The organism is Mesorhizobium sp. CA4 (genome assembly GCF_020165075.1).
Lineage (GTDB): Bacteria > Pseudomonadota > Alphaproteobacteria > Rhizobiales > Rhizobiaceae > Mesorhizobium.
Genome location: NZ_JAIUHK010000032.1, coordinates 29,832 through 50,005, shown reverse-complemented (window position 1 = coordinate 50,005; position 20,174 = coordinate 29,832). Strand labels below are relative to the sequence as shown.

General features: G+C 62.7%; 25 protein-coding genes. 5 read left to right on the top strand and 20 right to left on the bottom strand.

Going from position 1 to position 20,174, the window contains the following annotated elements:
* Positions 1 to 107: 107 nt before the first annotated feature.
* Both LB528_RS23315 and LB528_RS23310 read left to right on the top strand, forming a co-directional pair.
* A complete protein-coding gene (locus LB528_RS23315) occupies positions 108 to 296 on the top strand; it encodes a DUF3606 domain-containing protein (protein WP_224716467.1) in 189 nt (62 codons plus the stop codon).
* Positions 297 to 418: 122 nt separating this feature from the next.
* Complete coding sequence (locus tag LB528_RS23310) at positions 419 to 604, top strand: hypothetical protein (protein WP_224716466.1); 186 nt, start codon at positions 419 to 421, stop codon at positions 602 to 604.
* On the opposite strand, the gene LB528_RS23305 is transcribed toward LB528_RS23310, so the two are convergent.
* Complete coding sequence (locus LB528_RS23305) at positions 601 to 804, bottom strand: KTSC domain-containing protein (protein ID WP_224716465.1); 204 nt, start codon at positions 802 to 804, stop codon at positions 601 to 603. The genes LB528_RS23310 and LB528_RS23305 overlap by 4 nt on opposite strands.
* 78 nt (positions 805 to 882) lie before the next feature.
* On the opposite strand from LB528_RS23305, the gene LB528_RS23300 reads away from it, so the two are divergent.
* On the top strand, positions 883 to 1,092 hold the full coding sequence (locus LB528_RS23300; protein WP_224716464.1) for a hypothetical protein: 210 nt from the start codon (positions 883 to 885) through the stop codon (positions 1,090 to 1,092).
* Between the two features lie 208 nt (positions 1,093 to 1,300).
* Here the strand turns inward: LB528_RS23300 and LB528_RS23295 are convergent, their stop codons facing one another.
* Positions 1,301 to 2,164: a hypothetical protein gene (locus LB528_RS23295; protein ID WP_224716463.1), complete on the bottom strand. Its 864-nt coding sequence runs from the start codon at positions 2,162 to 2,164 to the stop codon at positions 1,301 to 1,303.
* A gap of 376 nt (positions 2,165 to 2,540) precedes the next feature.
* On the opposite strand from LB528_RS23295, the gene LB528_RS23290 reads away from it, so the two are divergent.
* Complete coding sequence (locus tag LB528_RS23290) at positions 2,541 to 3,914, top strand: hypothetical protein (RefSeq protein ID WP_224716462.1); 1,374 nt, start codon at positions 2,541 to 2,543, stop codon at positions 3,912 to 3,914.
* A gap of 49 nt (positions 3,915 to 3,963) precedes the next feature.
* Here LB528_RS23290 and LB528_RS23285 read toward each other — a convergent pair whose 3' ends face one another.
* From LB528_RS23285 to LB528_RS23230, 12 genes are all read right to left on the bottom strand, one after another.
* On the bottom strand, positions 3,964 to 4,356 hold the full coding sequence (locus tag LB528_RS23285) for a hypothetical protein (RefSeq protein ID WP_224716461.1): 393 nt from the start codon (positions 4,354 to 4,356) through the stop codon (positions 3,964 to 3,966).
* Between the two features lie 42 nt (positions 4,357 to 4,398).
* Positions 4,399 to 4,602: a hypothetical protein gene (locus LB528_RS23280; RefSeq protein ID WP_224716460.1), complete on the bottom strand. Its 204-nt coding sequence runs from the start codon at positions 4,600 to 4,602 to the stop codon at positions 4,399 to 4,401.
* On the bottom strand, positions 4,586 to 5,077 hold the full coding sequence (locus tag LB528_RS23275; RefSeq protein ID WP_224716459.1) for a hypothetical protein: 492 nt from the start codon (positions 5,075 to 5,077) through the stop codon (positions 4,586 to 4,588). Before LB528_RS23275 ends, LB528_RS23280 begins: the two co-directional genes overlap by 17 nt.
* A gap of 109 nt (positions 5,078 to 5,186) precedes the next feature.
* On the bottom strand, positions 5,187 to 5,507 hold the full coding sequence (locus LB528_RS23270; RefSeq protein WP_224716458.1) for a hypothetical protein: 321 nt from the start codon (positions 5,505 to 5,507) through the stop codon (positions 5,187 to 5,189).
* A 1-nt stretch (position 5,508) separates the two neighbouring features.
* The gene (locus LB528_RS23265) at positions 5,509 to 6,024 is read right to left on the bottom strand and encodes a glycoside hydrolase family 108 protein (protein WP_224716457.1); all 516 of its coding nucleotides are present in this window, start codon (positions 6,022 to 6,024) and stop codon (positions 5,509 to 5,511) included.
* Positions 6,025 to 6,060: 36 nt separating this feature from the next.
* Positions 6,061 to 7,077, bottom strand: a complete 1,017-nt coding sequence (locus tag LB528_RS23260; protein WP_224716456.1) for a phage late control D family protein — start codon at positions 7,075 to 7,077, stop codon at positions 6,061 to 6,063.
* On the bottom strand, positions 7,074 to 7,304 hold the full coding sequence (locus LB528_RS23255; RefSeq protein ID WP_224716455.1) for a tail protein X: 231 nt from the start codon (positions 7,302 to 7,304) through the stop codon (positions 7,074 to 7,076). The genes LB528_RS23260 and LB528_RS23255 overlap by 4 nt, the downstream gene beginning before the upstream one ends.
* A gap of 11 nt (positions 7,305 to 7,315) precedes the next feature.
* The gene (locus tag LB528_RS23250; RefSeq protein ID WP_224716454.1) at positions 7,316 to 7,735 is read right to left on the bottom strand and encodes a phage tail protein; all 420 of its coding nucleotides are present in this window, start codon (positions 7,733 to 7,735) and stop codon (positions 7,316 to 7,318) included.
* On the bottom strand, positions 7,735 to 9,687 hold the full coding sequence (locus LB528_RS23245) for a phage tail tape measure protein (RefSeq protein WP_224716453.1): 1,953 nt from the start codon (positions 9,685 to 9,687) through the stop codon (positions 7,735 to 7,737). The genes LB528_RS23250 and LB528_RS23245 overlap by 1 nt, the downstream gene beginning before the upstream one ends.
* On the bottom strand, positions 9,687 to 10,079 hold the full coding sequence (locus LB528_RS23240) for a phage tail assembly protein (protein ID WP_224716452.1): 393 nt from the start codon (positions 10,077 to 10,079) through the stop codon (positions 9,687 to 9,689). Before LB528_RS23240 ends, LB528_RS23245 begins: the two co-directional genes overlap by 1 nt.
* Complete coding sequence (locus tag LB528_RS23235; protein ID WP_224716451.1) at positions 10,076 to 10,609, bottom strand: phage major tail tube protein; 534 nt, start codon at positions 10,607 to 10,609, stop codon at positions 10,076 to 10,078. Before LB528_RS23235 ends, LB528_RS23240 begins: the two co-directional genes overlap by 4 nt.
* Before the next feature lie 67 nt (positions 10,610 to 10,676).
* Complete coding sequence (locus LB528_RS23230) at positions 10,677 to 12,209, bottom strand: phage tail protein (protein ID WP_224716450.1); 1,533 nt, start codon at positions 12,207 to 12,209, stop codon at positions 10,677 to 10,679.
* Between the two features lie 163 nt (positions 12,210 to 12,372).
* Here LB528_RS23230 and LB528_RS30290 point away from each other — a divergent pair, with 163 nt between their 5' ends.
* Complete coding sequence (locus LB528_RS30290; RefSeq protein ID WP_263487438.1) at positions 12,373 to 12,507, top strand: hypothetical protein; 135 nt, start codon at positions 12,373 to 12,375, stop codon at positions 12,505 to 12,507.
* On the opposite strand, the gene LB528_RS23225 is transcribed toward LB528_RS30290, so the two are convergent.
* Genes LB528_RS23225 through LB528_RS23200 form a run of 6 tightly spaced genes read right to left on the bottom strand, consistent with a single transcriptional unit; the run spans position 12,504 to position 20,148 of the window.
* Entirely contained in the window at positions 12,504 to 12,971 is a 468-nt protein-coding gene (locus tag LB528_RS23225; RefSeq protein ID WP_224716449.1) for a hypothetical protein, read from the bottom strand. The genes LB528_RS30290 and LB528_RS23225 overlap by 4 nt on opposite strands.
* A gap of 4 nt (positions 12,972 to 12,975) precedes the next feature.
* Positions 12,976 to 13,626, bottom strand: a complete 651-nt coding sequence (locus LB528_RS23220; protein WP_224716448.1) for a hypothetical protein — start codon at positions 13,624 to 13,626, stop codon at positions 12,976 to 12,978.
* Entirely contained in the window at positions 13,623 to 14,888 is a 1,266-nt protein-coding gene (locus LB528_RS23215) for a pyocin knob domain-containing protein (protein ID WP_224716447.1), read from the bottom strand. The genes LB528_RS23220 and LB528_RS23215 overlap by 4 nt, the downstream gene beginning before the upstream one ends.
* Positions 14,889 to 14,905: 17 nt before the next feature.
* On the bottom strand, positions 14,906 to 18,154 hold the full coding sequence (locus tag LB528_RS23210; protein WP_224716446.1) for a DUF4815 domain-containing protein: 3,249 nt from the start codon (positions 18,152 to 18,154) through the stop codon (positions 14,906 to 14,908).
* A 6-nt stretch (positions 18,155 to 18,160) separates the two neighbouring features.
* On the bottom strand, positions 18,161 to 19,288 hold the full coding sequence (locus LB528_RS23205) for a phage tail protein (protein WP_224716445.1): 1,128 nt from the start codon (positions 19,286 to 19,288) through the stop codon (positions 18,161 to 18,163).
* A complete protein-coding gene (locus tag LB528_RS23200) occupies positions 19,285 to 20,148 on the bottom strand; it encodes a baseplate J/gp47 family protein (protein ID WP_224716444.1) in 864 nt (287 codons plus the stop codon). Before LB528_RS23200 ends, LB528_RS23205 begins: the two co-directional genes overlap by 4 nt.
* Between the last annotated feature and the right edge of the window lie 26 nt (positions 20,149 to 20,174).

The window sequence follows — 20,174 nt, the reverse complement described above, 5'->3', positions numbered from 1 at the left end:
CGAATTCGATTCAATAGCGCAGGGTCGCCTCAGTTCCATTAGATACAGCTAATGGGAACATTCCTTCGCTGCCGCTGTTCACAAAGGACAGGCCGGGAGATGCGACGATGGCAGACGACAAGAGCAAACGGGATTCCCGAGACCGGGACCGAGTTTCAGCCGACGAGGATTACGAAGTGCGTCACTTCGCCAACAAGGTTGGCCTCACGGTGCAACAGGTACGAGAGCTGATTAAGCAGCATGGCAATGACCGAAAGACGCTTGAAAGTGAAGCCCACAAGCTCCGGGGCAACTGACGCTGAATCGGAGATCTTTGAAGACCTTCTCGCACTACCTTGGGTTACGACCTCCGCAGAGCCGATCCATCAGGCCGAGGCGCTGGCCAAGCCATCATTGCGACGGTGGAGAAGCTCACCGGATGACAAAACTCTCTGAACTCGGGCCGCAGCACGCGGTCACCGTACATATTCCGCCCGACGCCAGGAACGATTCAGATTTCTATCGTTGCGAGACCTGCGGCCAAATCGTCGATCTCAAAGACATGCGACAGGTCATGTGGCACCAGCTGCAGGGGGATCACGAGCCGCTTGAACTAGACAGCTAGTCCGGAATGCGGCGATAGCGGAAGTGATTGCGAATATGGTCGTTGAAAAAGCGGCCTTTGACAAATGCCGACCGAAACGCGGTGTAAGTCTCCGGAGGCACCCCCTCGAAATCGTAGCGCTTGCCATTGGCCACGAACCAGACGGAGAGAACTCGGTTCACCGGATCGTATTCGGTTTTCCTGATCGAGGTGGATGGCATGGCGCACCCGCTGGTCTGCAAAACGCAAACGATCGGACCGCGGCTTTTGTTTCACGAACCCGAACCTATAACGCCCCTATGAAGGCGATTGCGATTTACGATTCGAAGGCCGGCACATTCACGCTGGAGAAGGGCATCTGGCGAGGAACGTTCCCGATTGCTGACTTGCCGAAGTGGCTGAAGTTCTATCGCCAGCAGCAGGAACGATATCCGGCTCACGCTGCCCAATACGCTCCCGACGTGGAAGCGCTCGAAGCGTTCGCGGCCGAGCTGCGCGCACGGCAATAGGCTCAGAAGAGAGGTCCGCGGGCATTGGCTGACGCGACATTAACGGACTAGTGGTGAAAACGCTTGGCGCCCGCCGGCAGATGGCCGGTTTCGAGTGGTTCCCGGCCGTACGTCTCGTCGGCTGGAGCGACCAACGCGTGCCAACACTAGTGCACCAGATTGTTGCACCGGAAAAGTCCGAACGATAGCGCAACGCCCGGTTTGACCTTCATATAAGTGTGGCCAAAAGAGAACCGACGCAAACAAGTGACGCTGCCACGACCCCTATTGCACGGATGGGGTGCTCCTCGATCGGAAAGAACCAATTAGCGAACCGACGGAGCGGCTCTAGAAGCTTTAGAATTGTCCCCGATAAGAGAATAATCAGCATCCATGCCGACGTTACAAGTGTCGACAATTGCAAAATTGCGATCAAGGGCAGGAATTGCGGATCGTGATTAAATAGACCGATCATATCGGTTACTCTTGGCAGGAACACTTGATACTCATCATATATAAAAGTTGTGAAAACCATGTCACGCATGCCAGGCTCATCGATGAAGGTCTCCGCTAGGTCGAACGCCGTCATCATAACAAGCGATATGAAGATTGATGAAAGTATGTCAAGTATTAGCAAAATGAAAGTCACGCTTCGGTATTTGCCAACCAAGAAAAGCAAGCGTCTCGTCTTCCAAAGCGCAACGTAATCCGCAAAAAACCCAGCAGCCACAATCGCAATTGTACCCTTAACATAGTACGTCTGCCACAGTTCTTCTGGCCATACCTTGGCTGCAATACAGAATTGAAGGCTAAGCGAAAGTGTAAATATTAGTGTCGCATAGAGCGACCGTCGAATGCACTTCCAACTCAAATGTCGTTCTCCGAACGTCAAGCAGAACAATCTCTCAATCGCTGCACTTGGGCGAAAGGCACGAGACCAAGATGGGTCTTTAATTATACACGCGACATCTCGAAGAGCGCCTCTGCTCGCTTCTTTTTCCGCCACAGTGGACGCATGATAGAGCGCGGCGGCAGCAAGAGCCCCGCCAACTGGCATCCCAAGCACCGAAGACAAGTCACCAAACCATGCCATGCATGATATCCAACCAGGTAGACGGCCCGCTACACAGAAAAGGCGTCCCGCTTGGGATGTACCGCCCAACTCGGGCCTTGGTTAGACCCAGTTAGAGCACCGCCGGATCTCACGGCCTGCAAGCAATGAATGCAACAGCGGTGGCGATGTCAACCGAGTTTTGCCTGAGTCAATCCAACCTCCGGTTCGGGTCACGGTTTGACGGAGGCCCTTCCCAAATGGACGGTGCAACAGTGTCCCATGTGATCGAATTGCATTGCGCGTGCCGCTACGCAGCCTATGAGGCACTGACCTATTCGTGGACTGCGGTCAGGTAGAGAATTGCTCGCCCCCAGCTACCTTAACTCAATCTATTCGTGGCGGGCGCCTCGCGCTCGTGAAGGGCGAGGACCCAAAAGTCACGACATGGTCAACGACATTGTGGCTCGGCGCCGAACATGAGGCGGAGGCGCTTGCTATTAATCCCACGGTCGAGAAGCTAAGTCGATCGCCAACTAAAGATCAATCAATGTTTTCAATGCCGATCATAGTTTTAGACTCATCTAAAAAACCCGCTGCAAAATCCGAATTTCGTGCTATATTATCAGCCGATAATGCTGCGCCCTACCGGAGCGCGGGCACTCGTGAGCCATGGGAGGGGAGAATGCCCATACAGCGCGAAATATCTCCGGATCTGCAGGCCCCGGAAGTATGCGAGTTCCTACGATCTGGTGGCCCTAATTATAGCCAAGAGAGTGCAGCGACTTCTGAATGGAGTGCAGAAGGGTACGACTTTGTAACGGGCGGGAAGCGATTGCTGGCTGAACAAAAGCAAGCAATGCGAACGTACATATCTCGGCAGGTCGAGGTATACACCCGAGCAAAACGTCTACTGTTGTCGTCAACAATCACCGACGCGGTCGATCACAACATAAGCCTGAAAATATATGCGCTGTTATTTGCAAAGAAGGGTCTCGATCCCAAGCTAGTCGCGGAGATGAAAAGTGTATTCCAGAAGACCGACTTTTCGGATCCTGCTTTGATAGCAACTGCCGAGACATATATAATCAATTTCGGAGCAAAAATCGACGATTATCAGATAATACCAATTTTCGAACTAGACAGACTCTCGTCCGCAGAAGACCTCGGAATCAACCTAAAAGCTTTTGTTGACCAAATGAAAGGCTATAAGGACGAGCGGGGAAACGCTATATACACTATAAAAGTATTGGATACTGTCAAGTACGAGTGCGACGCTCCTACCAATGCCCACGACGACGCTGACACCATTGAGGCGCCGGTCGATGATCCTGGGAAGGCGATCGGAGATTATGAACAAGGCCAAGACCACCCGTGTGACGGATTGGTACTTACGCTGCATAGGATCGGAACAGCCTTCCAATATTACGAGTGGAAGACCGTGATGGAGGTGCGCGAAATAAGAGTTGGGAAGTGTCGAATTATGAAGACAAAGATCCCCATCACATATTCTCGTATAACTAAACAGGCGCTCTGGTGCTATACGATGACAGAAGATCAACTCAAAAGAAATTTGGAGAAGGCAATCATTAGCTGCCTAATATCAGCTGCGGAGGAAACCGGCGCACTCGCCCTGGTAACGGGGGGCCTTGGACTCGAAGCGGCTGCGACGGCGTTTGCCAACGCGTGCCAAGAGTGCTTGGAATCAAAGGTTTCAGACACCGTTAAGTGCCTCTTCAGCAAACTAAAACTCGTCGCCGAGACGAGCGATTGGAAGGAAAAGGTATTTTGACGCAGCGGGACCCTCCGCAATTCGTTTAGCCTGCCCGGCTGCCGATCGCTCACGGATTCTTCGCCTTGCGCTCCTCGACGACGCCCTGCAGGGTAGCCGTCAGCGCGGCGACGGCGTTCGACAGGCCGACGATGCTGTCCTGCACGCGGTCGAGCCTGGTGAGCGTGGCATTCTGGAATTTCTCGCTCGACGCCGCGTCCTGCACCTGCTTGGTTTCGACGGCGATCAGCCGGTCCGACACCTTTGTCGCCTTCGAGGACGCTTCGGAAGCGGATTGCTGCGCCTCGACGATCTGCCCCTGCACAGCGTCGAGGCGTGTGTCCTGCCACTGGGAATAGAGCCAGAACAGAAGGCCGATAGTCGGCAGAGCCAAGGCCATGGAAACCCTGGCGATCGCCAGGAGAAGCACGTTTTCAGCTATCTTCTGCGATGCATTCGGCATCTCGCTGACCTCGTCCACTTATGTCGCCCCTTCCCTGCACTGCTATTTTGCCAGCGCCTTGACGCTGCGGTTGAGCGCGGACTTATCGCGCCGGCACTCGCCGAAATTCTTGCGGTCGATCGCCCAGAGCTTGTTGGTTTCCTTAGGAGGAAGATCGCGGTCAGGCACGTCGACAAGCTCGGCGCATTCCTGCAGCAGGCTCTGGCTGATCCGCGCCTTAGGCACGATCTCATCGGCCGATGGCATTGAGCTGCTTTGACACGCTGCGAGGAGTGGCAATGCAAGGAGCAGAGCGCGGCGCGCCGGTTGGCGGATCATTGGGGTTGGTCCTTTGCAGTGTTTCGAGATCGTCCTCGAGGATGGCGATGCGCTTGTCGTCGTCGGACGACTTGATGCGCGCCTTAAGCGCCTCGGCCTCGATCGCATCGAGTTCGCGCTGCTTGGCGGCTTCCGCCGCGGCCTTCACGCGCGCGGCGAGACGCTCCTTCTCCTGCCAATCGGCACGCTCGGCCGCTTGCCCGGCGGCGTATTGCCGATCGACGCGACCGTCGACCAGGTAGGACAAGGCCGGACCGGCAAAGGGAATGTGGCGGAGCGGGCCGATCGGTATGCCCTCGTAAAAGAGGACGATGCCGCCGGCGACGACGATCGGCAGGCCGAAGCGCGAGGCGGCGAAGGCGAGGAACGGCCCGATATAGGGGATTTCGGCGAGGGCGATCATGCAAACCACCACCAGGCGATGAAGAAGGCGATGATGACGAGCGCCGCGCAGCCGGCGATGCGCAGCACCCAGTCGATGATCGGCGCGAGCACGTTGACCAGACCTTCCATCACTGGTCTCCCGGATCAGGCATGGGCGGCATCGGCGCATCGGTCGGCTGCGAGCCCGTCCGCTGATAGCTTTCAACCACGCCGCCGGCGGGCGGGAGCAATTGGCTCCTGTCATCCCATACGGCGCCGAAAACGTAAGAGCCGATGACGGATGCCATCAGAAGCAGGCAGCCGTTCACCGTGGTCTCAGACAGGCTGTTCGGGCGGCCGAAGACGGCCAGGTAGGTCACTATGCCGCCACACCAGAGCAGCACGGCGATGATGATGCGACGCCGGATCGTCCATGACGAGCGGACAACGTTGCGGTCATGGTGCGCCATGTCACTGCCGCGCCAAGGCAAGCGCCTGGCGGCGCACCGCGCCGACGCGGGCGTCCCAGCCGCGGCCAAAGGTCGGCCAGGTCGGCAGGCGCTCCAGGAAGGCCAGACGAGCGTCGCAGAGGCGGTCGATGATCGCCTCCTTCGAGGCGGCGTTCACCGCGGCCAGGGTCGCGGGACCGATACGGCCATCCTGAACCGCGCCGACGGCCGCCTGCAGATATTTCGCAGCTCGGCCCGGGCCGCTGTTCACGGCGAAGTCGAAGGCGGCATAGTCGACGCCGTCCGGCAGTTCTGCGCCGACGACGGCATCCCAATAGAAGCGGCGATAGACGGTGCCGAGCTGCGCATCCGAGATGGCGCGCAAATCGGCCTTGGTGGCGTTCGGCTTCACATAGCGACGGAAGTTCGCCAGGGTGACGCCCTTCATCGTGGCGCCGCCAGGATCGGCAGGATTGTCGGACCAGCCGCCCTCATTCGCGAGGACAAGCGAAAGCGCACGCGCAAAGTTGCGGTCCATGAGAGGTTCCTTTCGGGTGAAGAGAAGTGCGATGGCCTAACGGCTGTCAGCCCCGGCCGAGCCCTGCGGGTTGCCGAGCGCGATCTGCGTGGTGTAGCCGCTGCCGCGGTCGAGTGTGTCGGTGATCGAAGCGATGGTGTAGCTGCCGTCGACGCCGGGCCGCAGCTCAATGATCACCGTGCCTTCCGGCTCGGCGGTCGGCTCGCCTTCGATGGTGACCGAGCCGGAGCCCTTGCTGCGAGCGCCGTCGACGCGGTCGGAATCGGCGCGGGTCTTGGCCGCCGTCTCGTCCGGCTCCATGAAGCGTAGCACGTCCTCCGGCTCGACATCGTCGCCGGTCTCGACCTCTTCGATGACCTGTCTGGCGCGTCTGAGGTCGTACCAGCGGCCCTTCTTCTTCTTGAAGCGCGGCCGGTCGGTCACCGGCGTCAGGCCGCTCGCGGAAATCACCATGCCGCGGGTGATACGAACCGTCGGCAGCGGCTGGCCCGTTGCGGAAACGCCGGCATTGCGCGGCACGAAGCCGGCCTGCTGGCCTTTGATGGCGAAGGTCGCGCCATGCTCGCGCGCCAGCCGGTCGGCCAAAGCGAGGAAGCTCTCATTGTCCTGCGCCTCGTATTCCAGCTCGCGGCTGGCGAGAGACGGATGCACCTTGATCGAGAGGCCTGCATCTTGCGCCGCGTCCTGCAGCACCTGGCCGAGCGTCTTCTTTTCCCAGTGCCGGTCAGCCGGTTGCTTGACCTTGCCCTTCAGGCTTGCCGAGCGCGCGGTGATGGACAGGACGCTGCCGGATCCCCTGTCTAGCGACCAGTCGCAGGTGTCGACCTCGCCCTCGAAGGTCCGGATCGCGCCGCCCTGCCAGCCGAGCTCAATTGACACCGGCGTGCCAGTCTTCGGAAACCGCACCGTCGCGTCCTTGTCGTCGAGCGTGAAAGAGGCCGATTGCGTCGCCTCGGTGCTCGACTTGGTAATGGTCAGCGAGATCAGCAGCGGCACGAAGCGGGAGGTGACGTCCTGCCCACCGACGACGACCCGGAAATGCCCCTTCCTCATGCGAACAGATCAACCACCGGCCTGGCCGCGGCGCCCTCCGCCTGCATTTCAGCCGGCGTCATCACGGTGACGACGCGGCCGACAGGCAGGAATGGCCTGGCGCTAGAGAGGTCCTGGTTGAGGGCATAGGTCTGGGCGACCATACCCGCAAAGACCTTGCGGTAGTGACGGGCGAGCAACGCGGACAGCGTCGTGCCTTCCGTCTTGACGGTTACAGTCTCGGTCATGGATCGGACCTTCAGGCGATGAGAGAGAACAGCGAGGCGAAGAAATCAGCTGGCGCCGGAGCGGCCGACTTCTGCAGCTTGACGGTGATATCGACGACCTGGCCGACACCGTCGCGGTCGAGGAAAGTGTGTTCGTCGTTCACCGACTGAACAACATAGAAACCGAAGATACTGCCATCGCCGCGGGTGACGAGCTGCGGCGTGCCGGCAGATTGAGCGCCGCGCAAGATGTTGAGCGTACCCAGCCCGCCGAGCTTGGTCGGGAGCAGGCGTCCGGAGACCGTAAGGGTTTCCGATCCGACACCGACATCTTCGAGCGGCGGCATCGCGCCAACCACCGGCTTCTCGGCATAGTCGTGGGTGGTCTCGCGCGCATGCGTATCGATGTTGAAGGAGAGGTCGCACTCAACCAGGCCGATTTTCATGAGCATCAGCGCGGCCCTCCGAAATCGATCGCCTGCCCGCGCGTATCGGCCTGCACCTGCTGGCCGGTCGTTTTGCCGCCGAGCGAGCCGACAGGACGCATCAGGTCGGCCTTGGCGGAAGAGAGGAAGCCGCTGACGCCGGCGATGAAGGCCGCCGCGGCGCTCTTGCCGAACGATGATCCGGCCCCGGCGACGCCGGACGTGAAGGTTTGCGCCGCGTTCTGGCCCGCCTGCGTGCCGCCTTCGGCGATCTTGGAGCCGGCATCGGCGCCGCCTGACTGCAGCCGGCGTTCGAATTCGTCGGCATCGAAACCGGCGACGTTCGGGCCGATGCCGGGATTGCCCGGCCCGGGCGGCACATAGGCCTGACCGCCACGGGCCGGGGCGTGCCGCCCCTGGGCATAGACCTGATATTGCCGTTCGGCGGGCGTCATTTCCGCCCAGCTCTTCGGCCGCGGCGTCGGAACCGGGATGCTGGAAGCCGGCATGCCCGCATTTGGCTCGCGCGTCTGGCGGTCCTCGAGGATCTTCGCCTGCAGCGCGTCGAAGACGCTATTGATCTCGCCGCGGCCGAGCTGCGTCAGCGCGTCACGAAAAGCCTTCTCGGCCGACGCGCCGGTGAAGCGGTCGAACATGCCGAGTTCGGGATGCTGCCGATGATAGCGCTCCTTGAATTCAGCGGCATAGGACAGCGGATCGCGGCCGCTGCCGCGCAAGGCCTCGTAGCCTTTGTCGAGCGCCATCATGTCGGACAGCCGGCTGTTCATCTTCTCCAGTGCCGGATTAAGCGCCCTGCCGGACAGGTCGCCGAGCGCGGTCGCCGTCTTCTGGATGTTGTTGATCAACTGCTGCCAGTTGCCTTCGGAATCGCCGGTGATCTGGGCAAAGTCCTTCGCCACTGTGCCGGAGGCATTGTGTAGCGCCTCAAGGTGTTCTTTGAGCTCCGGCAACTGCGTCAGCAGGGCACGCATGCCCTGCTGCATCTGGATGTCGGTAAAGATCAGCGGCAGCTTCGACAGGTCGCCCTTCAGGGCTTTCTGCGTCGCTTCGACCAGCGTCATAATGACGTTGCCGCCCTCCTTCCGTGTCTGGTCCATCTCGCGGCGGATATCGATGTGATACTTCTTGAAGTTCTTGGCGACCTCGTTGCCGTAAGCCTTCTGCAGGATGTTCGAAAAGTTGGTCGCGGCCTCGGAAGACGATCCGGTCTGGTTGCGTACGATCTCCAGCATGGCTGCAAGCTGCTTCAGGCCTTCCGTGCCTTTGTAGCCGAGCGCGGCGAAAGCAGGCGTGATTGCCGGCAGTTCCGCGGCCATGTCCTTCAGCTCGAACTTGCCGGCCTTGCCCTCGAAGGCGAGGATGTCGAAAGCCTCCTGCATCTTGTCGGCGGTGATGCCCAGCGAGTTGGCCAGCGCGTCGGCCGTCAGCGCGATATCCGACATCTCTGCGCCCGAGGCCTGGGCGGTGCGGGCGACGGTCGGCAGGAACGCAAGCCCCTCCTCGAGAGATCGGCCTGAAGCGATCAGCGTCTCGAGCCCCTGCACCACATTGTCGAACGGCAGCTTGGACTTGTCGGCAAGCTCCTGCAGCACAGCGATGGTCGGCTTGATCGCGGTCACCGGCTTGTCGGCATTAATGATGATGCGGCCGATCGCGCGCTCGAGCTGCGCGTAGTCGCGCGCAGTGCGGATGGCGACATAGCCGGCGGCAGCCGTCGCGACGCCGGCGACTTTGCCGAAGGTCGCCCATTGCGCGATGCGCTTCTGCCGCTCGGCGTCCTGCGCCGCCAACAGCCGATCCTCGGCGACCTGCGTGCGCGTCAGGCGCGTGTTGTTGCGCGCGAGGTAAACGTCGCGCTCGGCACGCCGCAGCGCGGTCAGGCTGGTCCGCGCCTTCGCCGCCGGGCCCGAAACGCGATCGAGCAGGCTGACGATCAGCTCCGCCGACATTCTGGCCATCAGGCATCATCCTTTGCGGCGGCGAAGACGAATTCCGGCACGACCTGGTGGAATATCTCCATCAAGGCTTCCGCGTCATCCCAGGCGAGCTTCTTCAGCACGGCGGGCGGGACTTCACAGAGCCGCGCCAGCAGCTCGCGATTGCTGATCTCGGCATTAGACCAGTCGTCAATATCCTCGAGCATGACGGGCCGCACCCTGATCCGCGCGATCTTCTCGCCGCCGCGCCTGACGGTGCGCCGCAGGGTCAGATAGCGGTAATCAGCGTCCGTGAGCTCAAGGGAGACTTCCTCCTCGTCGACTGCGGCTTCCGCCAGAGGCTCGCCGGCCGGGACGGGCGCCTCGTCCGCGCCCGTCATGAAGTCCTCTATCGCGTTCTTGGGCGGCATCATTCAATGCCCAGCAGGACGCGGGCCTTGGCCAGCTCGTCGACGCCGAACTGCCGGCGCCGGGTCGTGAAGTAGTCCCAGTAGAACCACTCCTTGTTGTCGACCGAGAGTTCGTAGTGGGTGACCTCGCCGATCTGGTGGTCGTGGCCGAAGGCCGACGAGCGATCGAAGGCATCCGGCGCGATGCGGCTGACGATGCCGCGAATGATGGTCTTCGCCTGAAAAGCGTCGCCGGTCTGCTTGTTCTTCAAGACGCCGTAGCCGGTGAAGTTCAGCGGCTGGTTGGTGCCGACGCCCATGGCGCGGTAGCTCGACTCGGCAAAGCCGGCGAGCTTGAAGGTCGGCTGGAGCGCCTTGATAGCGTTCATGCCCCATTCCACCTCGCCGGGCGCCCCACCGCCGAGATGGTTGACAGTCACCTGCTCCAGCGTCGGCAAGCCGAGCGACTGCAGCTTGATGTGGTTCGAATCTTCCGGGTTCTGGTCGCCGACGAAGAGGTTGACCTGTTCGAGCAGCAGCAGTTTTTCGGCCATGGCTGGCGTTCCTTTTCAGGCGGGAGTTGGGATGAAGGGCGAGCCGGCGCGCGACGCGCCGACGCGATCAGGAAATGAGGTTCTGGCGCGCAATCAGCTCGTCGATCGTCGCCTGCAGCGCGGGCGCGTAAGGCCGGCTGGTCATGGTCAGGCGGCGGAACACCGGCGCTTCCTCGAATTGCGCGTCGATATAGATGTGACCGGCGCGCAGATCCTGCGCGTTGTTGAGCTCCGGGTCGAAGCGCACCTTGAAGCCGAGGATGTCGCCATTGGCTTCCGCCTTGGCGAGAATGTCGTGCACGGTGTTGACGACGGACTGGATGGTCTGGGTCGTCAGGTTGAAACGCCCCAAGAACTGGCGCAGCGTGCGCAGGCAGGTAAGCTCGATGAAGTCGCGGCCGCGCACCTTGTGATACTGCTGCCAGATCGTCTGCGCCGACAAATTGTCGGTGCCGATATAGACGAAGCCGCCATCGGCGATGGCGAAGTCGTCGCCGCTGTCGCCGCGCACGATGATGCCGCCTTGCGCGGCGAGGATTTCCTGCCCCTCGGTCGAGCCGTCGGTGAGCGAGAAGCGATAGTTCTGCTCCGGACCAACGATGCCGTAAAGCGCCTGGTTGGCCCAGGAGCGGAACGGCCGCCCGTCATTCTCGTAATCGCGGCGCACGGCGACGCCGGCGATGCGGGGCGCTGCCGGCCGGGTGACGACATCGCCGTCCTTGTCGATGCGCTTGACGCCCGGCGTGACCGGAATCAGGCGGTCGGACGACAGGGTCTCGCGCCACCGGGTGAAGGCGGCGAGCCCGTTCGGCCCGTCGACGATCGCCACGGCGAGGATCTTGTTCAGCACCTCGGGAAGCGCCGCGCAGACGGCATTGGCGAGTTCCTCGACCGTCGCGGTCGCGGTCGGCAGCACCTTGCCGGCATCCGCGCCGCCGCCCGAGAAGGTCACGTTGAGCGGCGCGGAGAGATAGGCGCCGGGGCTGTCGATGACCAGCGAGGCCACCTTTTGCGCATTGGGCCCGGTGCCCATGACGGCATGGGCGGTCGGCAGGACCTTGTTCGGGTCGGTGCCGCCGCCGGTGAAGGCGACATCGGGCGCGGCCGTCATGTTGGTGCCTTGCGTGGTGAGCGCCAGGCCGGTGAGCGCGCCGAACTGCTGGGTCGTGTAGCCGGGCGTCAGGATGAGACGCGGATAAACGCCGAGATCGGCGCCGGCATTGACGAAGGCGTTGATGCCGGTGCCGTTGACCGACGTGCCGACGATGTTGGCAATGGTGGCCGCGATGTCGGCGCCCTCGGCGACGCGGTTGACCACCAGTTGGGCTGCGACCTGGTAGGGCCCGAGCTGCGCGTTGATGCCCTCAACGGCATCGATGAAGAGCGAATCGGGGGCGCAGAGCGCCAACTTGGTCGTGTCGTTGGAGTTCATCCGCACCGCGACGCCCACGGGAAACGCCGCGTCGAATGCCTCTTGGCTTGCGGTGGCGGCCTTGGCGAAGGGCATGCAGATGCCGACGACGCTCATCAGCGCGTTCGACGGGACGGCCGCCTCGTTGGCGTCGCGACGGATGGTGATCCCGAAGACGGGGTCGGTCATGACAGTCTCTCCTGTGGATTGAGAAGTGCGGGCATAAAAAGCCCGCGAAAGCGGGCGGTGGAGTAGGTTGTCTTGGGAGCTTGTCGACGCTCCCAGTTGAAATTGGCTTTGTGCGAGCCTAATGGTTGGCGATCAAACGCTGACAACGCCTGTGAGGTCGCCGATGCATGATTGGATCCTGTGGTCGGCTGTCGCAGCAGGCGTCATCGCCATAGCGATTTTAGCGCTCGACAGTTGGGCCGACAGAAAGGACCGCCTCGACGACGAGGACTGGGAAGGCCAGAGCCGAAAGTTTTAGAGCTTAGAGGCCGCAACGAAAAACGCGTCGACCTGCTCATCGGCAAAGCCGAGCGCTGCGAAGCCTGCCTGCATCATCGGCTCGGACCTAACAAACGTCCCACTGTTGTCGTAAGCGATTTGGACCGCCTGACCCTGCGCGGCTACAAAGGCCTCGACTTGATCGAGCAAGCCATTCGATAACAACTGCAGCTTGAACTGGCGCGCAGACACACTGGCCGGGACCGGAACATCTTCGACGTCAAACACGAACTTCGGAACGCCTTGCACCATCTCGACACGGACGTTGACGGCCCGCTTCCCGGCAGGCACTTCGTCCGCCGCCTGGACGGCCGCAAGCGAGTAGCCGTCCTCATCTGACCACCCGGCCTCGGCAGGGGAAATGAATGATCCATTCCCGAGGTCGACCCACCCTCCTTCGGAGACAGTCGTCACAATGCCTTGGTCTTTGATCAGGGCCAGCATTCTATTACCTCAAAGAGAGCAAGATCATAATTTGGCCGCTGCCAGCGTTCAGCGGATTGGCTGTGACGCTACGGTTGGTCTGCGCTGTGGCAAACACATCGGAAGCGCCGCTGAATACGGAGACGCTCTCCGGGCGAACATCGAATTTCTCAGTCAAGTTCGTCCACGTCATACTGTCCGATGTCGAACCGTTGTAGGCGAGACCGCCGATCCATCCGCCGGCCTCGCAACTGATCGTCGCAGTCATCGGGTCACTCAGATTGATGGCGACCCCCGTCGGGGTAATTGCACTCTTAAGATTGAAGACCGGCGTAAGGCAGGCCGCCCCACGAACCATCGTTGCATTGGCCGCTACGATGAGATTTCCCGCTACACCTCTCGGTGCGGAAAAGAAGGCTAATGCGGTAGTGCCGTTGAATTGCTTGTACAATTCGGTGCACGGCTGCCCGCCGAGGGTGACGGATGTGAAATCGAACGGAGAGCCCGAACGCGCCATTACCCCGATGATGGGATAAGCATCGGCAGTCATGCCGGCGGTAAGCGAAGTGAAGGTGAAGGACGCGCTGTCTGCGGTAACGATCTCGTTGACAACCGCCCCTTGCGTCGCGGGAGCTACGATGGCCGCCGGACAAAATCCAGGCATGGGAAACGTCATTGCAGCGCCTGAACATGCAGATGAGTTCCGGCCTGTCCCTTCGAAATGAAGAGGCGGAACTTCGATCCATTGGTCGTGGTGAAGGCGTCACCCGTAACCTTGGTGAAACCAGACACAGTGATCACACCGGCCGTTGCCCCGTTCGTATAGTCGATGATGATCGAATACGATCCTGCGGCCGTTGGCGCCGCCAAGGTGTGAGCGCCGTTGTTGGTGACCGACCTGAAATTGCCGCCGGCTGGCGCGGGCGTATAGGTTCCCGTCGTCTTGGCGCCGTCAGAAACGTCCGTCCCGGTGTAGCCAGCCGTCAAGATGGCATCTGCAGCCATTCGAAGATAGCGAGCATCGAGTTCGGCAGCATGATCAATCACCGAGAACCAAGCTCCCCACGTCCCATTCGTGCGGACGCGGCGTTGAATGCCGCCGCTAGCGGCAGTCATGGCCGTGAAGGGGTAGGCGGTCTGAACGCACCACAGCGCTTCGATGTGGGTGACGGTCTCGATCAACCACCACGACGCGCTCGGGGCATTGGCCATAGCGCTGCCCATGTACCAACCGTTCGCCGTGGCGGTGTTCGCGTCGGTGACGGTTTGGCAAACCAAGCCAAGACGGGCAGGAAGGCGCGCGTCCGGAAGGGTGCCCGTCGTTAAGTTTGCGGCATTGTTCGCGCCCGCCACATCGGCGACTGCGATCGCGAGCGCCGTCTTCAGCGCCGCCGCCGTGATCGCGCCGGTCAGGCCCGCCACCGAGGCGACGGCGTCGGTGTTGTCGATCTTGACCCACTTCGTGCCGTCCGAGACCGCCCAGTCGCCGACCTTCCAGTCGGTGATGCCGCCGACGCTCGCCGCGCCGGCGACGGACACCATGTAGTACCAGCCCTTGTTGCCGGCCGCAGCCGCAGGGATGGTCGGGGTGTTGGTGTTGGCGTTCCAGTCGCCCTGATAATTGAGCGAGCCGAAGAGCGTCGAGGGCAGTTGCGCGGCCGGCACTTTGCCATCCGAGCCGAGCGATGCGTAGCCGTTGGCGTTGCCCTTCTCGCTCTCGTCCTGCTTGGCGTCGAGCGCCGCCTGTAGACCGGTCGTGTCGGCGATGACATGGCTGTGGACCAGCAGGGCGCGCTGGGCGACCGAGACGAGCAGGCCGGCAACGTCGACGTCGATCGCGGAGAGGGCCGCGATCAGCCGCAGGACATCGTCCTCGAGGTTGTTGCTGCCGAACGGAAGCTGGTAGCCCCGGTTCGGCGTGCTGTTTTCAACAGACATGGCGGTCCTTGGTGCGGTTACGGGGCAGAGATCGCCCGGAAGTCGTAGGCCATCGGGCGCGCCGCCGGCGTGCCGGTGAGCGTGATCCTGATGCGTCCGACCGGATTGGCGTTGAAGTTGAGGACGCTGTATTTGCGCTCGATCCAGCCGGCGTCCTGCAGCGGCGTCTGCGTCACCTGCGGAACGGCTGTCCAAACGTCGTTGGCGGCATCGGCGTGCAGGAGAATAGTCGCCCCGGTCGGGATCTTCGTCTTCAGGTAGGACAGGATGTCGACGCCGGTGCCCATGTCGAAGGCGCGTGTGACATAGGTGCCGGTCGTCTGCAGCTCGCCCTCGACTGCGAGGATGACCGGGAACACGACAGGCGAGACCTTTGCCGAGCCGGTCAGCACTGCCCGCACCTGGACATTGCCGGTGTAGAAGGTCTGCAGTTCCCAGGCTTGCCCCGGGTTGAGCAGCGTGACCGAGCCATCGTCGAGTTGGACCTCGAAGTGCATGCCCGCCGCCGCGGTCGGCAGCTCGACCTCGGCGCGGATCAGAAGGTCGCTCATGTTGACGGCCGCGAAAGTGCCGACATTGACCGTCTTGGTCGCCGGCGCGAACTTGGCGGCGATCAACTGGAAGCAGATGTCCTCATCCTGATGCGGCGTCCAGGTGACCGCGTTCGACGACGACAGCATGACGCCGACCGAATAGGGCTGGGCCGCGACCGGCTGCTGAAGCTCGGCGTCGAAATCCCCGAGCTTCGCCGTCTTGATCGAATGGTTGCCGTCATTCGTCTTGACGACGAAGGCATATTCGACGCCGGCCGGCAGCCAGACCGGATAGGGGAAGCGTATGGCGGTCCATTGGCCGATGACCGCGCCATTCATGTCGTAGAAGGCCTGCGCGATCACATTGACCGTCGGGATGCCGTTCTCGACCTCGACCAGCTCGATCACAATCGGATTGTCCGGGTCGCCGACCAGGCAGACCTTGAGATTGACGCCGGCGATATGCCGGCCTTCGGTCAAGGTGAAGGTCTGCGCCAGCGGGTCGGACCGGCTGCCGCCATTGCCGCCACCTCCGCCGCCAGACCCGCCGGTCTCGCGCGGCGCGGTGACCGACGTTTGCTGTACGGTAGTGGTGATGACGCGCCGCAGCGTCTCGATGTCGATCGTGCCCTGGCCGACGAAGATGGCCGCCGCCTTCGAGCCGCCCTGGCCCTCCGCGACGAGGCCTTTCGAGCCGGCCGGCACATTGGCCGGTATCGTGAAATTGCCGACGATCTGGCCCGCGGCATTTGCCGACAGTCCGCCGGGATTGACGTTGATGCCGTCGAACTCGAGCTTGGTGAGGTTCTCGCCGGCGCCGAAGCCCTTGATCGTGAACTGAAGCGAGATTTGCCGCAGATAGGCCAGCGTCTCCTCGCGCGTCGAGCTCTGGATCGTTTCCCTTTGCGTCGTCGTCGTGGTGGTCGTGGTGCGCCCGCTGGTCGACCGGGTCGTGCTGACGACGACCGGCGATGACAGAGCGGCGGCGCTGTCCGACGCCCATTCGGTGGCGCTCTCGGTCCAGTAGTCGACCGGTGGGTTGATCGTCATCGACGCCGGCAGAGGCGTGAAGTTCTGATAGGGGTTGATCTTCGTGCAGCGGGTTGCAAGCGCCTGCTCGACCGCGACCTCTTCGGTCCAGTTGAGCAGCGTGACGCCCGGCAGGTTGATCGGGTGGAAAGTCGGGTCGATGGCCAGGCGCAACAGCCCGCCGAACACGGCCGCAGTTTGCGGCTCACCCTCGTCGCGATAGCGGTCGGAGGTGAACGGGTCGACGAAGACGCCGTTCTTCGAGATCGGCTCGCGGCTGTCGATGTCTCGCTGCAGCCGCTCGAGCGCGATCAGGTCCAGCGCGTCGACCAGGCTGTTATACATGCGGTCGATCTTCGCCATGGTGTAGGCGCGGACCCGCACGTCGGTCACATCAGGCGTAGTGGTCCAGTTGTTCTCGATAAGCGCCAGCGGCAGCACGTCGGCTGGCACCGTCGGCGGCAGGGCGTTGGTGCGGCTCGACACGCCCTTCAGGTAAACCGAGTTGCCGTCGCTATCCATGCCGAGCACGTCGACACGCGGCAGCTTGAAGTCGTAGTCGACCTGGATTTGCCCGCCGTTCACGCCGCCTGCCACGGTGATCGAGGTGGCGGTGATGTCGGAAGGCGAGACGATGCCGAGATAGCGATACTTGACGGTGTAGCTCGAGCCAGTCGCAGGCTCCGCGCCACCGGCGGCCCAGGACACCAGGTCGCCGACCTTGGTGTAATCCGCCGGCGTGGCATAGTTCGTGGCGCCCTGCTTCACCTCGAGGATGGCCGTCACGCCGGTATTGACCAGCGCGTCGGAACCGTTCGGCGTGCCGCCGCGCACGACGGTCTCGGTCACTTCCTTCTCGACCAGGACTTCGCGGATGGTGGCGATCGGCCCGTGATTGAGCGTCACGACGGTCGGGTTGGCGCCGAAGGTGTGCACCTCGGTCGGAATGCGGAAGAGGTCGAAGGTTTCCGCCTCGCGGTGGCGCAGCGCGGCATAGCGTGTGCGCTTCTGGCCCTTGATGTTGGCGACGCCCTCGGCGATCGAGAAGACTTGGTCTGTGCCGCTCTTGCCGAGCGCGGTGACCAGGCAGTCCTTGTCGCCGATGACATAGTTGCCGTTGGCGTCGAAATCGTAGAGCGCGAGCTGCGCGTTGATGCCGGTCAGGTTCGGCGGTGGCGTCTGGTCGATCGCGACGCCGTCCTTGAGCAGGTAGACCGAATAGAGGTCGCCCGTGCCGGCATCGCCCGAGAAGCCCCAGGAGAGCGTCTGGACAACGCGCGCGGCGCCGGCCTCGCCTTCCGACAGCGCGCCGGGCATGAGGCCGTAGAGCGCCGGCTCATCCAGTTCGGTCACATAGGTTTCGACCAGCCGAACGCCGATATGCACCGCGCCGGTCATTGGAACGGCGGTCAGCGCAGCCGCGGGCGCATCGAGCACGCGGCCGTTGATGTAGAGCCGGCCGGCCGTCAGCGTAATAGTCCCGGCCTCGGCGTCGATGATGACGTCGGCGCCCTCGACCCGATCGCCATCGCGCGCGACGAGATTGCCGATCGAGCGGATCTTCCTCTGCAGGATCTGTTGCGCCTCGAACATCTCGGCCGCCTGGCCGATCTTGCCCTCGCGCGTCAGCACGCTGTCCCAAAGGGGAAACGCAACCGAGCGATCGTATGCGCCCGACAGGCCGGACTTATGCTCGTAAGCCATGTTGCCTCAAACGATTTTCAGGATTGCGCGAAAACGCTCGCGCGATGTCTTGCCCAGGAGGGCCGGCGCGAGATCGAAGCCGCCGACGATGGCGCCGCCGGCGACACCGGCGCCGGGCAGCCACACTATTCCGGCCGGGTGCGCGCCGACCGGCGCGCCGCCCAGCGTGACGCTCCAGGAATGGACGGTCTCGCCTTCGCCTTCGCCGAAATCCATCAGAGCTTCGACATAGATGTTGGAGCCCGGGGCATCGGCGACGATCCAGCCCTGGCCGGCGGCCTGGTAGTAGCCGCCGAAGAGCGCGCGCACCGGCCGGTAGACCCGCGCCTTGCGGAAGCCGATCGGCGAGCCGTCCTGGCGGTAGACCCCGATCCAACAGGACCTCGCCAGAAGCGCGGTCGCGATGATCTGAGCACGGGATGCCGCGGCATCGGAGACCCATTGCAGGCCGGGCGTGTTCCAGGGGAACGGACCCCAGCTGATGGACCCGCCCTCAACCGGCTCGACCCATGCGCCAAGCGCTGTCAGCTCGGCCTCGGTCAGTTCGTGGAAGCCGGCATCGAAGGTGCGGCCGAACGACCATTTGACCCCGCCAGCATGAAGGAAGACGCCGGAAGTGTCGCCCCAGATGCCATCGCCCCACCTGGACCAAGACCAATCGTGCTCCCGCACATTGTAGCCGTTCCAGGCGCGATAGAATTCCGACCGGACAGGATCGGAGAGGCGCACGACGGCCTCGATCGTGGCGAGGTCGCCCTCGCTGTCGCGAAAGCGGTCCAGCTCGAGCTCGTAGAGATGCCAGCGCGTGCGGCGCAGCGGCGCCTCATGGAAGGTCGAGAAGGCGTAGCCGACCCATGTCAGGCTTTCGGCGACGCCCTGCGGGGTGCCCTTCACCCGCTGCCAGCGCAGCCCATATTCGATGACCGAGGCGAGGTCCGGCAGATATTGCGTGATGCCGCCAAGGCCATATTCAACGACCAGCCAGGGCAGGATCGATGGCTGCACGGGTGCAGCCTTGAAGCCGCGCAGCGCGTCGAAGCCGGGCTGCAGTTCCGGCAGCCGGTCGAGCGATTCCGACAGCGCGCGCTCGAAGGCCGTCGCGTTCTGCGGCAGCAGGTTCTGCCGTTCGCTCACCGGTCGCGGCCTTTGTAGGTCAGCGCCACGGTACCGAGCTTTGCCGCGGCGCCGTCATCCACGATCGTGTCGGCGACAGGAGCGGTCAGCGACACTTTCTGCACGCCGGGCACCTGGAGCTTCGAGACCAGCCAGGAGCGCGTGAGGTTGAAGCCGAGGCCGCCCTCGTCGGCGAGAGCCTGGCGCAAGAGCGTTTCGAGGCTGTCGAAGACGGTCATCGGCGTCGTCGGCAAGAGCCAGATGTCGGCGGCGACATTCACCGTGGCGCTGGTGGCGGACACGACGGTGACGCGGTCCGAAATCACCCGGACGCTGCTCTTCTGCACCTCGGCGTCGACGGCCGCGAGCAAGGCCACATCGGGCTCGCCGAAATTGTCGGTGGCGAGGACCGCGAGGCGGATATCCGGACCGGTGCCGACGCGATAGACGGCGACATCCTTGACGCGAATGCTCGCCCGGAAGGCGGCGCTCTTGTACCAGTCCTCGGAGCCGGCGGTGGAGCGGCCGGAAATCGCCACGACGGTGCGGGCGCGCAGCCGCGCATCGGTCTCGCCGGCAAGGCGGACGACATCATAGAAGGCGGCGAGATGGTCGAGATCGGCGCCGGCGGCGAAGGCCAGAAGGTTCGCCTTGACGCCGTCGTTGATGGCCGCCCGGTAGAGGACCTCTCTGAATGCGCCGACCTGCAGCTGGATGTTTCCCGGCTCGCCCTCGAGGTCGATGATGCCGGAAACGTCGAGCCCATAGCTGGTCGCCAGGTCGACAAACACGGCCTTGATCGCAGCGAGCGCATCGGCCTCCGACGTGACGGAGATCGCCTGCGGCGACGGCAGCCCCTCGAGCGTGGACAGATCGAGCATGGTGTTTCCTGTTTGCCTCACGCCGC

Excerpts from the sequence above, each read along its gene's own strand:
- LB528_RS23315 (WP_224716467.1), top strand. The coding sequence starts at position 108 with ATGGCAGACGACAAGAGCAAACGGGATTCCCGAGACCGGGACCGAGTT.
- LB528_RS23310 (WP_224716466.1), top strand. The coding sequence starts at position 419 with ATGACAAAACTCTCTGAACTCGGGCCGCAGCACGCGGTCACCGTACAT.
- LB528_RS23305 (WP_224716465.1), bottom strand. The coding sequence starts at position 804 with ATGCCATCCACCTCGATCAGGAAAACCGAATACGATCCGGTGAACCGA.
- LB528_RS23300 (WP_224716464.1), top strand. The coding sequence starts at position 883 with ATGAAGGCGATTGCGATTTACGATTCGAAGGCCGGCACATTCACGCTG.
- LB528_RS23295 (WP_224716463.1), bottom strand. The coding sequence starts at position 2,164 with ATGGCATGGTTTGGTGACTTGTCTTCGGTGCTTGGGATGCCAGTTGGC.
- LB528_RS23285 (WP_224716461.1), bottom strand. The coding sequence starts at position 4,356 with ATGCCGAATGCATCGCAGAAGATAGCTGAAAACGTGCTTCTCCTGGCG.
- LB528_RS23280 (WP_224716460.1), bottom strand. The coding sequence starts at position 4,602 with ATGCCATCGGCCGATGAGATCGTGCCTAAGGCGCGGATCAGCCAGAGC.
- LB528_RS23275 (WP_224716459.1), bottom strand. The coding sequence starts at position 5,077 with ATGATCGCCCTCGCCGAAATCCCCTATATCGGGCCGTTCCTCGCCTTC.
- LB528_RS23270 (WP_224716458.1), bottom strand. The coding sequence starts at position 5,507 with ATGGCGCACCATGACCGCAACGTTGTCCGCTCGTCATGGACGATCCGG.
- LB528_RS23265 (WP_224716457.1), bottom strand. The coding sequence starts at position 6,024 with ATGGACCGCAACTTTGCGCGTGCGCTTTCGCTTGTCCTCGCGAATGAG.
- LB528_RS23260 (WP_224716456.1), bottom strand. The coding sequence starts at position 7,077 with ATGAGGAAGGGGCATTTCCGGGTCGTCGTCGGTGGGCAGGACGTCACC.
- LB528_RS23255 (WP_224716455.1), bottom strand. The coding sequence starts at position 7,304 with ATGACCGAGACTGTAACCGTCAAGACGGAAGGCACGACGCTGTCCGCG.
- LB528_RS23250 (WP_224716454.1), bottom strand. The coding sequence starts at position 7,735 with ATGCTCATGAAAATCGGCCTGGTTGAGTGCGACCTCTCCTTCAACATC.
- LB528_RS23245 (WP_224716453.1), bottom strand. The coding sequence starts at position 9,687 with ATGGCCAGAATGTCGGCGGAGCTGATCGTCAGCCTGCTCGATCGCGTT.
- LB528_RS23240 (WP_224716452.1), bottom strand. The coding sequence starts at position 10,079 with ATGATGCCGCCCAAGAACGCGATAGAGGACTTCATGACGGGCGCGGAC.
- LB528_RS23235 (WP_224716451.1), bottom strand. The coding sequence starts at position 10,609 with ATGGCCGAAAAACTGCTGCTGCTCGAACAGGTCAACCTCTTCGTCGGC.
- LB528_RS23230 (WP_224716450.1), bottom strand. The coding sequence starts at position 12,209 with ATGACCGACCCCGTCTTCGGGATCACCATCCGTCGCGACGCCAACGAG.
- LB528_RS30290 (WP_263487438.1), top strand. The coding sequence starts at position 12,373 with ATGCATGATTGGATCCTGTGGTCGGCTGTCGCAGCAGGCGTCATCGCC.
- LB528_RS23225 (WP_224716449.1), bottom strand. The coding sequence starts at position 12,971 with ATGCTGGCCCTGATCAAAGACCAAGGCATTGTGACGACTGTCTCCGAA.
- LB528_RS23220 (WP_224716448.1), bottom strand. The coding sequence starts at position 13,626 with ATGACGTTTCCCATGCCTGGATTTTGTCCGGCGGCCATCGTAGCTCCC.
- LB528_RS23215 (WP_224716447.1), bottom strand. The coding sequence starts at position 14,888 with ATGTCTGTTGAAAACAGCACGCCGAACCGGGGCTACCAGCTTCCGTTC.
- LB528_RS23210 (WP_224716446.1), bottom strand. The coding sequence starts at position 18,154 with ATGGCTTACGAGCATAAGTCCGGCCTGTCGGGCGCATACGATCGCTCG.
- LB528_RS23200 (WP_224716444.1), bottom strand. The coding sequence starts at position 20,148 with ATGCTCGATCTGTCCACGCTCGAGGGGCTGCCGTCGCCGCAGGCGATC.